At 65.7% G+C, this 13,903-nt stretch carries 14 protein-coding genes; 12 read left to right on the top strand and 2 right to left on the bottom strand.

Going from position 1 to position 13,903, the window contains the following annotated elements:
- The first annotated feature begins 2 nt into the window (after positions 1–2).
- The 4 genes from DID96_RS12640 (at position 3) to DID96_RS12625 (ending at position 5,136) form a co-directional block, all read left to right on the top strand.
- Positions 3–1,571 carry a peptide MFS transporter gene (locus DID96_RS12640; protein ID WP_124599659.1) on the top strand — a complete coding sequence of 523 codons (1,569 nt, stop codon included), beginning with the start codon at positions 3–5 and terminating at the stop codon, positions 1,569–1,571.
- 31 nt (positions 1,572–1,602) lie between these two features.
- Positions 1,603–2,577 (top strand): isoaspartyl peptidase/L-asparaginase family protein, encoded by a 975-nt coding sequence (locus DID96_RS12635; RefSeq protein ID WP_124599658.1) that lies wholly within the window; start codon positions 1,603–1,605, stop codon positions 2,575–2,577.
- A 106-nt stretch (positions 2,578–2,683) separates the two neighbouring features.
- The gene (locus tag DID96_RS12630; protein ID WP_124599657.1) at positions 2,684–3,487 is read left to right on the top strand and encodes a GNAT family N-acetyltransferase; all 804 of its coding nucleotides are present in this window, start codon (positions 2,684–2,686) and stop codon (positions 3,485–3,487) included.
- A gap of 71 nt (positions 3,488–3,558) precedes the next feature.
- Entirely contained in the window at positions 3,559–5,136 is a 1,578-nt protein-coding gene (locus DID96_RS12625) for an MFS transporter (protein WP_260463871.1), read from the top strand.
- A gap of 301 nt (positions 5,137–5,437) precedes the next feature.
- Here the strand turns inward: DID96_RS12625 and DID96_RS12620 are convergent, their stop codons facing one another.
- Positions 5,438–5,977: a hypothetical protein gene (locus tag DID96_RS12620; RefSeq protein WP_185732238.1), complete on the bottom strand. Its 540-nt coding sequence runs from the start codon at positions 5,975–5,977 to the stop codon at positions 5,438–5,440.
- Positions 5,978–6,240: 263 nt separating this feature from the next.
- On the opposite strand from DID96_RS12620, the gene DID96_RS12610 reads away from it, so the two are divergent.
- Complete coding sequence (locus tag DID96_RS12610; protein WP_124599655.1) at positions 6,241–6,498, top strand: type II toxin-antitoxin system ParD family antitoxin; 258 nt, start codon at positions 6,241–6,243, stop codon at positions 6,496–6,498.
- Positions 6,495–6,794, top strand: a complete 300-nt coding sequence (locus tag DID96_RS12605; RefSeq protein ID WP_124599654.1) for a type II toxin-antitoxin system RelE/ParE family toxin — start codon at positions 6,495–6,497, stop codon at positions 6,792–6,794. The genes DID96_RS12610 and DID96_RS12605 overlap by 4 nt, the downstream gene beginning before the upstream one ends.
- Positions 6,795–7,162: 368 nt before the next feature.
- On the opposite strand, the gene DID96_RS12600 is transcribed toward DID96_RS12605, so the two are convergent.
- Complete coding sequence (locus DID96_RS12600) at positions 7,163–8,038, bottom strand: LysR family transcriptional regulator (RefSeq protein WP_124599653.1); 876 nt, start codon at positions 8,036–8,038, stop codon at positions 7,163–7,165.
- 180 nt (positions 8,039–8,218) lie between these two features.
- On the opposite strand from DID96_RS12600, the gene DID96_RS12595 reads away from it, so the two are divergent.
- The 6 genes from DID96_RS12595 to DID96_RS12570 all read left to right on the top strand — a co-directional run bounded on the left by DID96_RS12595 (position 8,219) and on the right by DID96_RS12570 (position 13,903).
- Positions 8,219–9,538, top strand: a complete 1,320-nt coding sequence (locus tag DID96_RS12595; RefSeq protein WP_124599652.1) for a DUF3422 family protein — start codon at positions 8,219–8,221, stop codon at positions 9,536–9,538.
- Positions 9,539–9,568: 30 nt separating this feature from the next.
- Positions 9,569–9,769: a hypothetical protein gene (locus tag DID96_RS12590; RefSeq protein ID WP_124599651.1), complete on the top strand. Its 201-nt coding sequence runs from the start codon at positions 9,569–9,571 to the stop codon at positions 9,767–9,769.
- A 193-nt stretch (positions 9,770–9,962) separates the two neighbouring features.
- A complete protein-coding gene (locus tag DID96_RS12585) occupies positions 9,963–10,397 on the top strand; it encodes an N-acetyltransferase (RefSeq protein ID WP_124599650.1) in 435 nt (144 codons plus the stop codon).
- A 180-nt stretch (positions 10,398–10,577) separates the two neighbouring features.
- Complete coding sequence (locus tag DID96_RS12580; RefSeq protein ID WP_124599649.1) at positions 10,578–10,826, top strand: adhesin; 249 nt, start codon at positions 10,578–10,580, stop codon at positions 10,824–10,826.
- A 195-nt stretch (positions 10,827–11,021) separates the two neighbouring features.
- Positions 11,022–12,836: an alkaline phosphatase gene (locus tag DID96_RS12575; RefSeq protein WP_124599648.1), complete on the top strand. Its 1,815-nt coding sequence runs from the start codon at positions 11,022–11,024 to the stop codon at positions 12,834–12,836.
- An 86-nt stretch (positions 12,837–12,922) separates the two neighbouring features.
- On the top strand, positions 12,923–13,903 hold the full coding sequence (locus tag DID96_RS12570) for an ATP-binding cassette domain-containing protein (RefSeq protein WP_124599647.1): 981 nt from the start codon (positions 12,923–12,925) through the stop codon (positions 13,901–13,903).

Below are 13,903 nucleotides of genomic sequence, written 5' to 3'. Positions count from 1 at the left end.
AATTGAACACCACCTCCGATAGCGTTGCCGAGTCACCGGTTCAGCAACTCAGGGATACGTCTGGCCTGGCAGGGCATCCGCGCGGTCTCACCACGCTGTTCTTCACCGAGATGTGGGAGCGGTTCAGCTTCTACGGCATGCGGGCCATTCTCGTGCTTTACATGGTCGCGGCGCCGGGGCTCGGCGGCCTTGGCTACGACACACCGCACGCGACGGCAATCTACGGCACGTATTCGATGGCCGCGTTCCTGCTGTCGCTGCCGGGCGGCATCATCGCCGACCAGTGGCTCGGCACGCGGCGCTCGGTCTTGATCGGCGGCATCGTCATCGCGTGCGGACACTTCACGATGGCGATCCCCGCGGTCCCCACGTTCTTCGCCGGTCTCGTGCTCGTCGCATGCGGAACGGGCCTGCTCAAGCCGAACGTGAGCGCACTCGTGGGCGGCCTCTATTCGCAAGACGATGACCGCCGCGACAGCGGTTTCTCGATCTTCTACATGGGGATCAACATCGGCGCATTCCTCGCGCCGCTCGTCTGCGGTTTCCTCGCGGAAGCCGAGCCTTTCAAGAACGTGCTGCGCTCATTCGGCATCGATCCGGTCAACAGCTGGCACTTCGGGTTTGCGGCGGCAGGCGTCGGCATGTTGTTCGGTCTCGTCGTCTTCTGGTTGCAACGCGGACGTCTCGAGCATGTCGGCGATCGGCTCGCGGCCAAGCCTGCGCCGTCGACGCAGAAGCGGCAACGCGGTCTGCTGCAGACGACGGTCTATGTCGCGCTCGGCGTGTTCACCGTCGTTGGCACGGCGCTCGCCGGCAGCAACTGGCAGAACGTGCTTCCGTTCCTGCTGGCCTTCGATGCGCTCGTTCTCGTCATCATGATGGGGCGGCGGGAACAACTGACGGTTGCCGAGTGGAAGCGCCTGGCCGTCATGGGCATCTATTTCGTCGTGACGATCGCGTTCTGGTCTGCGTATGAACAGAAAGGCTCGAGCCTGAGCCTCTTTGCAAAGGAGATGGTGCAGCGAAACATCGGCAGCTTCGTCGTGCCCGCCGCGTGGTTTCAGTCGCTGACCGCACTGTACGTGATCCTGCTTGCACCGGTGTTCGCGGCGCTGTGGGTGCGGCTGGGCCGTCGCCAGCCGTCGAGCCTCGCGAAGCTCGCGCTGGCGCCGCTCCTGATCGGCTCCGGTTACGCCGCGTTCGCGATCATGTGCTCGTCGCTTCACGTCGGCGTAAAGATCAATCCGCTCTGGCTGGCCGGCCTGTTCCTGTTCGAAGTGTTTGGCGAGCTGTGCCTGAGCCCTATCGGCCTGAACCTCGTCACGAAGCTCGCACCGGTCAAGCTCGTCGGCTTGATGATGGGCCTCTGGTTCTTCGGCAGTTCGTTCGGCTACAAGCTCGCCGGTTACTTTGCAGGCTTCTACGTGCCCCAACCGGCACGGTTGACGATGCTTTATGGCGGCATCGCCGCGGGGCTCTTCGCCGTTGCGGCGCTGCTGTTCCTGATGATGCCGATGATGAGAAGGCTGGTCGGCGACGAGTCGGAAAAGGCCACGACGCACGCGCATTGACGATCGAATCGAATACCGCAGGAAGAACGAAATGGCACAGTACATCCTCGCAATCCACGGCGGCGCCGGCACGCTGCAGCGCGGCGTCATGACGCCGGAACAGGAAGCCGCGCATCGGGTCGCGCTCGAAGAAGCGCTCGACGCAGGCCATCGCGTTCTGAAAGAGGGCGGATCCAGTGTCGATGCCGTCGTTGCCGCCGTCGTCGCGTTGGAGAATTGTCCGCTGTTCAACGCCGGGCGCGGTTCCGTTTTCACGCACGCGGGCACGCACGAAATGGATGCGGCCGTCATGGAAGGGCACACCGGGCGTGCAGGCGCGGTGGCGGGTGTTTCCCGGATCAGGAATCCCGTCGAAGCGGCACGGCGCGTGATGGACCGGTCCACGCACGTGTTGCTTTCCGGGGCGGGCGCCGAGCAATTTGCCACCGACGAAGGCCTGGCTCTCGAGGGCCCCGAGTATTTCTACACCGATTTTCGATGGCAGCAGTTGCTGGCCGTGCGCGATACGGGCCGGGAAATACTCGATCACGACGGTACGGCACTGCTTCGCGAACAGGATCCGTCCGCCGCGAGCCGACTCATCAATGGCGAGCACAAGTTCGGCACGGTTGGTGCCGTCGCACTCGATGCAGCGGGGCATCTGGCCGCCGCGACGTCCACCGGCGGCTTGACGAACAAACGCCACGGACGAATCGGCGATTCGCCGCTCATCGGATGCGGCACCTTTGCCGATACGCGCGTGGCCGTGTCCACGACGGGAACGGGAGAGGCATTCATCCGCGCTGTCGCGGCGCATGATGTCGCGGCACGGATGAACTACGGCCTTGCGACCGTCGACGAGGCTGCCAGCGCGGTTGTCAACGAGGTGATACCTCGGCAACGCGGCACCGGCGGGCTCATCGCCGTCGATGCCGAGGGGCGCGTGTCGATGCCGTTCAATACCGAAGGGATGTATCGCGGCGTCATTCAAAGCGACGGCACGCGGCACGTGGATATCTACCGGTAGACGACGGCGGTGGGGGGGCGTCAGGGGGAGGGGAAACGGAACACGACGGCCGGTGCGTTTCGCGGCTATGCTGTACGACCGAACACCTTCAATGCAGGAGCAGCGCATGTCTGAAGCAGCGGCACCGAACGCGACCCATGACACGCATCCGCTCGACACGGTCGTCTGGAATGCGCTCACCAGCCGGCAGCGCCGGTTTGCACTCGGCGACGAGCGGGCGCTGCGCTTTCCGGCGGCCATCGCGCCGTTTGCTGCCGTGGCAGACGATGCACCCGCTTCCTTCGAAGCGTTGCGCACGCTGATGGACGCGCAGGGCCCCGTTGCGCTGGTCACGCCGCGCGAGATGGCGCCGCCGGCCGGGTTCGCGGTGATGCGGCGTGCGACGCTGCTTCAGATGATCTGGCAGGACGAGTCCGTCCCGACCGTAGCCACGGAGCACATCAGGCTGACCGACGCGGACGTGCCGGAGATGCTCGCGCTGGTCGCCGCCGCGCAGCCCGGCCCGTTTGGCGCGCGCACGATCGAGCTGGGCGACTATTTCGGCGTGCGCCGGCAGGGCAAGCTGGCCGCGATGGCGGGCGAGCGCATGCGGCTCGACGGACTGACCGAGATCAGTGCCGTCTGCGTGGATGCCGCATTTCGCGGGCAGGGTCTCGCGGCCGATCTGATGAAGCGGCTCATCGTGACGATCCGCGCGCGCGGCGAGACGCCGTTCCTCCACGTGCTCGCGTCGAACCACGCGGCGATTGCGCTCTACCGGACGCTCGGTTTTGTCGATCGGCGCGCGATGCACCTCGCGGTGTTCGACAGCGCGAAGGGCCAGGCGACGCGCAAGTCGTCGGAGGAAAGCGCGTCGATCGTGCTGAATGCAAGCGCGAACGGGGAAGGCGGAGTAATGTCGCACGGGTGAACGACCGCAGCGGCGCGTATTGACGCAGCCGCGGTCGCAGCCGAAACCCTCGACAGCGCCAGGAAACCACCGTGATTCCGGATTTCGCCGCTCACGATCAGGCCGGACAACTGCTGCCGTTCCGCGAATCGCTGCTGGCGATGCTGGGCATATCGTTCGTGTCGATGCTGGTCGCGCTCGATCAGACGATAGTCGGCACCGCGCTGCCGCGCATCGTCGCGGATCTGCAAGGTTTCGACCTGTACGCGTGGGTCGCGACGTCCTACATGCTGACCGCAATCGTCACGATTCCGATCTTCGGCCGGCTCGGCGACCTGTTCGGCCGCAAGCCCTTCCTGCTTGCGGCCATCGTGCTGTTCACCGTCGCCTCGCTGTTGTGCGGGGTGGCGACCAACATGCTGTTTCTCGTGATCGCGCGCGGCTTGCAGGGGATTGGCGGCGGCATCCTCGCGGGAACGATGTTTGCGACCGTCGCCGAGCTGTTTCCCGATCCGCGCATCCGGTTGCGCTGGCTGGTGTTCGTCAGTGCGGCGTACCTCGTGGCTAACGCCGCGGGGCCGTCGCTCGGCGGCATGCTCACGCAGTACGGCGGCTGGCGCTTCGTGTTCTTCGTCAATCTGCCGGTCGGCCTCGTCTCGCTGCTGTTCGTGCACGCGTTCCTGCCCGATCTCCGGCGGCGGCGCACCGGCATGCGCGTGAAGATCGACTGGATCGGGGCGCTGCTGCTGGCGTCGACGCTCGGCATGCTGCAGGGGCTGATCGAACTGGCACCGACTGCGGGCATGAGCGCGCCAACCATCGGCCTCGGCCTGGCCTGTGTGGCCGGCGCGGCGGCCTTGCTGTTCTGGGAAAGGCGCGTCGCGCACCCGATCGTGCCGATTGCCATGCTCGCGGATGCCAATCTCGCGGCGCTGTTCGCGATGTCCGTACTTGGCGGTTTTGCGCTGTTTACGCTCGTCTTCTATGTGCCGCTGCTGTTTCAGGGCGGCTTCGGCATGTCGCCGCACGAGTCGGGCGTGCTGATCACGCCGCTTCTGCTCGGCTCGACGGTCGGCGGCATCGTGAACAACCGGATCATCACGCGCGTTCGGCCGGCCAACCGGATCCTTTACGCCGGCTTCGCGTGTTTCACGTGCGCGGCGCTCGGTCTGGCCGCGATCAACGGGAAGGTGCCGCACGCGCTGTGGATGGCCTACATGGGCATGGGCGGATTCGGCATGGGGCTCGTCGCGTCGAACCTCACGCTCTTTGCGCAGCAGCTTGCCGCGCGCGATCACCTCGGCTCGGCGACGGCGTTGCTGCAATCGTTGCGCCTGTCGGGCGGCATGCTCGGCACCGCGATCACCGGAATGCTGGTCAGCCGCCTGTATGCGATCGGTGCCCACGGGTCGCTCGATGCCTATCAGGCGTCGCAATGGTTCCGGTCGCTGGCGAATCCCGAATTGCACGTCGATCGTGCCGAGCAGGCGGCGCTGATCAGCCGCGTGATCATGGCCGGCCATACCGGCGACCCGATGATGCATATGGCGCGCGAGGCGCTCGTGCGAACCGTTCACCTGGGGCTCGGACTCGCAGCGGCAGCGGCGCTGATCGCGCTGGGCCTCGTGTGGTTCGTGCCACCCGTGCGCGTGGAACGCATCGACGACTGATACTTTGCGGCGTGGGAGCAGCCGCGATTGTTCGCGCAGGAGATGCGCGCGGGTTTGAGGCCACTGCGCAAATAGCGCGGGGGTAGCGGTCCGGTGCGGCTTGATTGGGCCAGTACGGGCGCGGTGTCGCTGGTTGGTGCGGGATGCTTGTCGTAGGCGCGTGGCGCACTTCCGATTGGGTTCAGTCCGCACCCATCGCGGAGGATTCCAGACACCTGTATCTGTCAAAGACCGTTACCAACTGCCGATCGGCACGATCGTTGTCGAACCGGGTCATGCGATTTCTTTCTATCGCTGCCGGCTATTGATCGGGATCCTGCCCGAAGTGCATGAGTGTTTCCCGGCGAGCCATGGCCTCGGCCTCGGCGGCCGATATGATCGGCAACTGACACTTCGAGAGATCGATGCGTCCCACGTTGAAGACGGCTTTTTGCGGCGGGGGTGCCGGTTTGCCGGACGGGCGTGCGTCGTGCTCGACGGCGGACTCGCGCATGACCCGCGTCAGGCTGCGATGGAGCGCGTTCGTGACGAACGCGTCGATGTGCTGCCTGGCTTCGGAGAGTCGAATGAGGCGATACTCGCTCGTCGAGCGACCGCGTCTCGCCGTGGGGCGCGCGATCCGGAATCCGGTGATCGGAGTGTGCTTTGTGCTCATTCGTAAATCCCCTTTTCGACCAAGTATTTTTGCAATGCGTGCACGGACTTGCCATGCGGCGCGACGTCGAATTCCAGATTGCCGGGGGCCACCGGGCTTCGGCGCTGCCTTGCGGCCGCCCGCTGCCAATGCGCCGATGCGGGCGATTCCCAGCGTATCGCATGCTCTGACGATCCGCCACAGCATCGCCGCTCCGAGTCCGGCGACAGCGCTCTCGCCCAGATCGATTGTCTTGAGTTCGAGTGCGGACGCGTCCGATTCTCGAAACAGGGATATGCGATTTTCTGGTATGTCGAGCGAACGTATCCGGCACGCGCCCAGCGCGTTCCGTCCGGGCAATTGGCGACGCCAGTGCTCGCATCCAATCTGACTGGAGGTTGGCTTCTTGATAATAGTTGATAATCGGGCTACCCTATGCGCATCGGGATCAATGTCGACTGGAGGGCGAAATGATCAGTGCCGAATTGGGTCAGCAATTGGAGAGTTACGTCGCGAAGCTGGTCGAATCGGGCCGCTATGGGTCCAAGAGCGAAGTACTGCGAGAGGGGGTGCGATTGATTCAGGATCGCGAGGCGCAACTGAATGCGCTGGACGCCGTGATCGCGCGCAGCCTCGCCGATGCGGACGCGGGACGTGGAGCCGATGCAGCGGAAGTGTTCGATCGTCTCGAAGCGAAATATCGGGCGCAGGCAGACCGTCAGGCATGATCGTTCGTCTGTCTGATTTCGCGATTTCCGAACTTGAATCGATTGCCGATTACATTGCGCGCGACAACCCGCGACGAGCTGTCACCTTCGTCGGTGAGCTTCGTGAGAAATGCCTGAGCCTTGCGGAGATGCCGTTTGCGTTTCCGCTCGTTTCCCGGTTCGAAGGCCAGGGCGTGCGGCACCGCGTATATGGCAGCTACCAGATCTTTTATCGGGTTGTCGGCGACCCACCCACGCAAATCGACATTCTTCACGTGCTGCACGGCGCACGGGACTACGCGGCCATTCTGTTCTGAGCGATATCGCACCCTTCCAGGCGCGCGCACCGGCGTTGGTCGGGTTCGCCTGAATGGCGTTGAGAGCTTCCGAAGTTTTGCGCGTGCCGCCGCGTTTTTTTGCACGGCGTTTATGCCGGTTCTTCTAAGCTGGGTTCTGTCCAGACAAGCCGAACCGGCTCAACTCCGACACATGGTTCCTACCCGACTCGCAACGGTGCCGCACCGCGCGGCGCCTGCCAATGCACCGATTTCCCACGACAACGTGATTCCGTTTCCGCCGCCGCGCCTGCTGGTGCCGGTGACGCGGCGGCTGCGTGTCGAAATCGCTGGCCGGTAAGCGGCCTTCACCACGCTCGCACGAGATAGCCTGCCGACAACCCGCACCGTCACGCATCCCCGGCCTGCCCCGTCTGTCGCTGCAGATCTTCCATGATCTGCTCCGCGAGGAAGTCGCACGGCGGCCGCTTCGACTTCGTGCTGCGCGCGAGAATCAGCTCGAGCGGCGGCAGGTCGGGCAGCCCGTGCGAGCGTCCGAGCACCGTCAGTTGCGACGGGATTGCGCAGCGCGCGAGCGGCGCGACCGCGAGCCCCGCTTCGACCATGCTGATCAGCCCGAGCAGGCTCGGGCTTTCATACGAGGTGCGGTACGGCAGCTTCGCGCGCTCGAGGCTTCTGATCGCATTCTCGCGTGCGACGCTGCCCGGCATGAACACTGCGATCGGCAGCGGACGCTCCTCCCACACGCGCGGCCCGTTCGTCATCGCGGCCCACGCCATCGGCTCGTGCCGCACGAAATCGCCGGACAGGCCCTTCACGCGCGTGCCGCACACGAGATCGACGGTACCGTCCTTGATCAGCGGCGCGAGCGCGCTGCTCGGCAGCCCGATCACCTGGATCTCGACCTTCGGATACGACGCCGAGAATTTCTTAAGCACTGAAGGAAGAAGCGACGACGCATAGTCGTCCGGCACGCCGATTACGACCTTGCCGGTCACTTCCGGCCGCACGACGGCCGCCCACGCCTCGTCGCGCAGCGCCAGCATCCGCCGCGCGAAGCCCAGCAGCACCTCGCCCTCGCGCGTCAGCACAATGCTGCGCGGACGCCGCACGAACAGCGGCCGGCCAAGCGCATCCTCGAGGCTCTTGATCTGCATGCTGACGGCGGATTGCGAGCGGTTCACGGCTTCGGCGGCGCGGGTCATGTTGCCGGTCTCCGCGACGGCGACGACGGTGGCGAGCACGTCGTGATCGAGCATCTTCATCGGTATCAGAAAATCTGAACGTAACGATCAGCATTATGCGTTTTTATTGTCGTTATGTGTCTGCCATAGTGCGATCACGCAAGCGATTCCGCTGCGGCTGCCGGCGCATCGGGTGTGGCCCGGGCACGGTTGCCGGCATGCCGAAGCCGCGGGGTTGAACAAGGAAAGCATGGTGTATCGATGATGGACCATCCGTTGCGCGCCGCACTGGCTGCGGAATTGCATGCCCGGCCGTTCCTGCGGCTGGCCGAATCCGTTTCGCTGACGCATTACGCGATCTACTCGGACGGCCAGCCGGACATCCACGAGACGCTGCTGCACACGCTGTGCCGCGACGCGGGCCTGCCGGCGCCGCACGACGGCGCCACGCATCACGCGGTGCAGTCGCTGAGCGGCTGGTACCTGAAGTGGGAGCGGCACACCGAGTTCTCGACCTTCACGTTCGTCGCGCCGCGCCGCGACACCGGCTATTTCGACGATCTCGCGATCGAGGGGATCCCGGCAGACTGGTTCGCACGACTGAACGGCATCCGCTTCGTCGCGGTGCGAATGGAGCTCGTGTCGGGCGCCGCGGCGAAGCTCGTCTGCGGCGACCTGCGTCGCTGGATCGATGGACCGATCCTCGTCGGCGCCAACGTGCTCGGCGGCGGCAGGGTGTTCTGCGACTGGCACGTGCGGCCCGACGGCTTCATGCGCTTTCTCGTCGTCGACGAGGATTTCCGCGAAGAGCAGGGCGGCCGGCTGCTGCAGCGTCTCTATGAAATCGAAACGTACCGGATGATGGCGCTGCTTGCGCTGCCGGTCGCGCGCCGGATGAGCCGTGAGCTCGACGAGATCCACGCGTCGCTGCAGGCGCTGATGCAGAGCATGGATGCGGGCGGCGCGCACGGCGACGACGCGGCGTTGCTGGTCAGGCTCACGCACCTGGCGGTGCGGGTCGAATCGATGTCGGGGTCGGGCGGGCGCTTCAGCGCGTCGCGCGCATACGAGAAGCTCGTGCTCGCGCGCATCCACGAACTGCGTGAAGAGCGCATCGAGGGGATGCCGACGATCGCCGAATTCATGGAGCGGCGCTTCGCGCCGGCGATGGAGACGTGCCGCAGCGTGTGGGCGCGTCACGAGCAGATTGCCGACCGGATCGCGCGCGCGGTCGACCTGCTGCGCACGCGCGTCAATCTCGCCCAGGAAAAGGACGTGACGCGGCTGCTCGCCGGGATGGAGCGCACCGCGCGCAACCAGCTGCATCTGCAGCATGCGGTGGAAGGCCTGTCCGTCGCCGCGATCTCGTATTACGTGCTGTCGCTCGCCGCGGCGGCATTCAAGGCGCTGCACGTGATGAGCCTGCCGGTCGATCCCGAGCTGGCCGAAGGCCTGCTGATCGCGCCGGTCGTGCTCGCGGTGATCCACATCACGCGGCGGACCCGCGCGCAGCTCGCGCGCGCGGAAGCCGCACACGATGGCGAGCCCGTGCATGCGGTGAAGCTGAAGCAAGTCGCATAGATAATCGATTACACAACACAAGGAGTGGAGATGACTTTTTCGAAAATGCAGCCGGAATTCTTCGTCAGCATGGACGACTACGCGGAGCCGATGGGCGATGACGCAGGCGACGCGGAAGTCGCGCGCGTGTCGTCGTATCAGGCCGTGCTGCAGGAGCCGACGGTGTCGCTCGTCGGCAGCCCGATCGATCGGCCGGATGTCGCGACGGTCGCGATTCTCGGATACAACTGACTGAACGCGCGCGCCCCGGGGCTCCCGGGGCGTCAGCGCGCCTTCCGCATCACGCTTCCCGCCTCTCGCTTCCCTCGTCTTGCCTCACGCGTTGCGCAGGCGTCGCAACGACGCCGTGGCAGAATGGCCGGTCAGCTTTCCGGACGGGCCGGATCGGCCGGCCCGACCTTCTGTCACTGACCTGCGCACTTACATGACTGCTCATTCAGACATCGAGATCCGGTTGACCGCCGTCGGCCAACCGGCGGCACGAGACTTCATCGGCGGCAAGCTCAAGGCGTACAACGACTCGGTGGTCGGCGAGTACGACAGCACGGCGCTCGACGTGTACGTGACCGACCCGGCGACCGGCGACGTCCTCGGCGGACTGGTCGGACGCACCTCGCTGGGGCTGTTCTTCATCGACCTGCTGTACGTGCCCGAATCGCTGCGCAAGGACGGCCTCGGCAGCAAGCTGCTGCACGCGGCCGAAGCGGAAGCGAAGCAGCGCGGCTGCGCGCGCGCGGTGCTCTACACGATCACGTTCCAGGCGCCCGCGTTCTACGAGAAGCACGGCTATCGCGTGTTCGGCGAAGTGCCGTGCGAGCCGGCCGGGGCCGCGCGGGTGTTCATGGTGAAGGAGCTGTGACGGGCGTCGGGGATCGGGTTTGCGTCGGCCTTGCGCCAGGCTCGGGCGAGCGTCAGCCCAGAAACGCGCCGCGGTGCGTATCGATGAGGCCGGGAACGACGCAGTTGACCATTACCGGGGAAGCCCCGAGTGCCGCACGAAACGTGTCCGCGTTACGCTTGGACGGCGAGGAGACAAACCATGAGAAGAGCTGTCCATATTGCTGTTATCGCGTTGCTGGCGTATCTCGTTGCCGATCGCGCGTTGTTGCATGCGCAGGGGCGCGACGCCAGCCCGCAGGCGTGCGCACAGGGCGCGGCGCGCGTGAAGTACGACGCGCTCGGCCGGGGCTTCGACGATGCTGCAGCCAGCAGCCAGAGCGAGGCATTCATGTCGGGCTGTCTTGTGACGGGGAGAGGCGGCAACGACGCGAAGACGGCGAACAATTGAAGCGGAACGAACAAGCGAGGCCATGGAACCCGCCCTGTGACTCGGCAGTCGATCGTCGCAGCAGTTTGGTCAATCGACTGTTTCCCCGCTCGTGCGCGGTGACGAGAACCACGACGGCCGAGCGACGGAATCGATTGCATGCCGCCGCACCGCGATGCGCTTTCGGCATCCACCGCATGTCGCTCGGGAGGATTGATGAAGCGCCGCCATTTCCTCAAGTCGTCGGCCTTTTTCACGATCGCGGCTGCCACCGGCACGCTTGGCGCGCCGAGGTCGGTTCCTGCTGCCGGCGCTGCGCGCGAAGGTCGCCATCGGTTCCCGCAGGGCGTTGCCAGCGGTGATCCGCGCGATCGCTCGATCGTGTTCTGGACGCGATGCGTGCCTCCAGTGCCGCCCGTGCGTGGCGACGCGCGGCACCGCACAAAAGGCGCGGCGCGTGCCGTGCCGTTGCGGCTCGAAGTATCGGCACGGCCGGATTTCTCAGCGCTGGTCGCCAGCGTCTCGCTGACGGCGCTGGCCGCCTATGACTACACCGTGCGCGCGAAGGTGACGGCGCTTTCGCCGAAGACCACGTACCACTATCGGTTCGTCGCCGGCGGCGATGTGAGTGTCGCCGGTGTTGCGCGCACGGCGCCGGATGCCGACGAGCCCAACGAGCGGGTGCGCTTTGCGTGGATCACCTGCCAGGACTGGAGCGTCAATCACTGGCAGGCAATGAGCCTGCTGGCAGCCGAAAGCGATCTCGAATTCGTCGTGCACGTCGGCGACTATATCTATGAAACGGTCGGCGGCCCGACGCACGGCGCTGTCGAGGCGGCGCATCCCGCGCTGCGGCTGCCTGACGGAAAGCCGCTCGCCGACGGCCGCGTCTATGCGGATACGCTCGAAGACTATCGGACGCTTTATCGCACCTATCGCACCGACCCGCGCTTGCAGACGCTGCACCAGCGCCTGCCGATGATCGCGATCTGGGACGACCACGAATTCTCCGACGACTGCTGGCAGGATCATCAGGTCTACACGAACGAGGAAAGGCAGGAGACCCTGCGTCGCCGCAACGCGAGCCGTGCGTGGGCGGAGTACATGCCGGTGGACTGGAGCGACGTGCGCTTCGAGCCGGACAATCCGTCGTACACGAACATTCGCATCTACCGCGAATTTCGCTTCGGCATGCTGATGCATCTCGTGATGACCGACGAGCGGCTGTATCGCGACGACCACATCGTGAACGAGGCGGCTTACGCCCGCGCGCACGGGCACGACCCGGTCAATGGCGACGATTCGGCCGGCTCGCGTTACTTCGTCGAGCAGGATGTGCTGCAGCGCTCCGAGGCGCGGGATACCGAGCAGCTCGGCCGGCCGCCGTCGATACTCGGCCCGGAGCAGACGCAATGGTGGAAGGCCGCGATGAAAGGGTCGCCGGCGACCTGGAAGGTGTGGGGCAACGAGGTGATGCTGAACCGTCTGTGGGCCGTGATGCCCGGCGCGCCCAAGGTGCCGGAGGCACGCCGCGTGATCGATTGCGACTCATGGGACGGTTATCCGGCGCACAAGCACGAGCTGATGTCCTACCTGAAGGAGCAGGGGATCCGTAACGTCGTCGCGATCAGCGGGGATCTGCACGCGTTTCAGTGCGGCGTCGTGCGGGACGACCCCGACCCCGCGGTGGGCGCGCCCGTGATCGTCGATTTCGTCTGCGCCGGCATCAGCAGCACGTCGTTCTATTCCTACCTGAAAGACGCGTGGCGCCGCTCGCCGTTTGCGTTGCTGGCGGCGACGCCAGCCAGGCTCGACGCGTTCCTGATGAAGAACAACCCCGATCTGTGCCATGCGGACCACGACGCGCAGGGCTATGCGTCCGCCACCGTCACGCGGGAAAGCTTCTCCGTGGTGTTCAACAAAATGAAGCCGGTGAACCCGGACGGCACCGCGCCCGCGGATGCGCTGCTCGACCGCACGCGGCTGACCGTGCCCAAGGACGCGGTCGAGGTACACGTCGAGCGTTTCTAGCTGCTCGTGGTAACATCCCGCGCCTTCCAATTGACCTGGCTTGCCTGGCGGCAACAGGCGAGCGTCAACGACTCAGCGAGGATGGCATGTCCCAGATCGTGGTCGAAGGTTTGGCCAAAACCTACCGCATCGCAGAACGGCAACCCGGCATCCTCAGCGTGTTCCGCCGTCGCTGGCGCGAAGTCGAAGCGCTCAAGGACGTCACCTTCAGCCTGCGGCGCGGCGAACTGCTCGGTTTCATCGGCCCCAACGGGGCCGGCAAGTCCACGACCATCAAGATCCTCTCCGGCATCCTGCGCCCGACGGCCGGCAAGGTCGTGATCGAAGGCCGCGTGCCGTTCGACGACCGCATCGCCCATGTCGCGCGCATCGGCGCGGTGTTCGGCCAACGTAGCCAGTTGTGGTGGGATTTGCCCGTCATCGACGGCTTCGACCTGCTCCGCGACATCTATCGTGTGGACCACGGGGCCTACCGCCGTACGCTCGACGAGCTGGTCGCGATGCTGCGGCTGGAGCGCCTGCTCGATCAGCCGGTGCGCCAGCTTTCGCTCGGGCAGCGGATGCGGGCCGAGATCGCGGCGGCGCTGCTGCACGCGCCGTCGATCCTCTTCCTCGACGAACCGACGATCGGCCTCGACGCACCGTCGAAGCTGGCCGTGCGCGAATTCGTCAAGGAACTGAACTGCGCGCGCGGCGTCACCGTGGTGCTGACCACGCACGACATGCACGACATCGAAGCGCTCGCGCAGCGCGTGATCGTGATCGGTCACGGCCGCGTGCTGGCCGACCAGCCGTTCGACGCGCTGCGCGCCGGCGTGCTGTCCGATCGCCGCCTGCTGGTGGATTTCGCGGGCGACGCGCCCGCGCTCGACATCGACGGCACGCAGTTGCTGAGGCGCGACGGCCGCACGGCCGAACTGGCATTCGATCCGCGCGTGGTCGGCGCGCCGGCGATCATCGCGCGCATCGCGGCCGAACATGCGGTGGAGGACATCCGCGTCGAGCAGCCGGCGATCGAGGAAGTCATCGCCCGCTTCTACCATCTGCACGGCGCAACCGAGGCGTGA

Origin of the sequence: Burkholderia sp. Bp8963, from assembly GCF_003854275.1 — a bacterium.
Classification (GTDB): domain Bacteria; phylum Pseudomonadota; class Gammaproteobacteria; order Burkholderiales; family Burkholderiaceae; genus Burkholderia.
Note: the sequence above shows the minus strand (reverse complement) of the source record. Positions and strands in the feature narration are given on the sequence as shown.

Excerpts from the sequence above, each read along its gene's own strand:
- DID96_RS12580 (WP_124599649.1), top strand. The coding sequence starts at position 10,578 with ATGAGAAGAGCTGTCCATATTGCTGTTATCGCGTTGCTGGCGTATCTC.
- DID96_RS12575 (WP_124599648.1), top strand. The coding sequence starts at position 11,022 with ATGAAGCGCCGCCATTTCCTCAAGTCGTCGGCCTTTTTCACGATCGCG.
- DID96_RS12590 (WP_124599651.1), top strand. The coding sequence starts at position 9,569 with ATGACTTTTTCGAAAATGCAGCCGGAATTCTTCGTCAGCATGGACGAC.
- DID96_RS12595 (WP_124599652.1), top strand. The coding sequence starts at position 8,219 with ATGATGGACCATCCGTTGCGCGCCGCACTGGCTGCGGAATTGCATGCC.
- DID96_RS12610 (WP_124599655.1), top strand. The coding sequence starts at position 6,241 with ATGATCAGTGCCGAATTGGGTCAGCAATTGGAGAGTTACGTCGCGAAG.
- DID96_RS12600 (WP_124599653.1), bottom strand. The coding sequence starts at position 8,038 with ATGAAGATGCTCGATCACGACGTGCTCGCCACCGTCGTCGCCGTCGCG.
- DID96_RS12635 (WP_124599658.1), top strand. The coding sequence starts at position 1,603 with ATGGCACAGTACATCCTCGCAATCCACGGCGGCGCCGGCACGCTGCAG.
- DID96_RS12585 (WP_124599650.1), top strand. The coding sequence starts at position 9,963 with ATGACTGCTCATTCAGACATCGAGATCCGGTTGACCGCCGTCGGCCAA.
- DID96_RS12605 (WP_124599654.1), top strand. The coding sequence starts at position 6,495 with ATGATCGTTCGTCTGTCTGATTTCGCGATTTCCGAACTTGAATCGATT.
- DID96_RS12620 (WP_185732238.1), bottom strand. The coding sequence starts at position 5,977 with ATGCTGTGGCGGATCGTCAGAGCATGCGATACGCTGGGAATCGCCCGC.
- DID96_RS12570 (WP_124599647.1), top strand. The coding sequence starts at position 12,923 with ATGTCCCAGATCGTGGTCGAAGGTTTGGCCAAAACCTACCGCATCGCA.
- DID96_RS12630 (WP_124599657.1), top strand. The coding sequence starts at position 2,684 with ATGTCTGAAGCAGCGGCACCGAACGCGACCCATGACACGCATCCGCTC.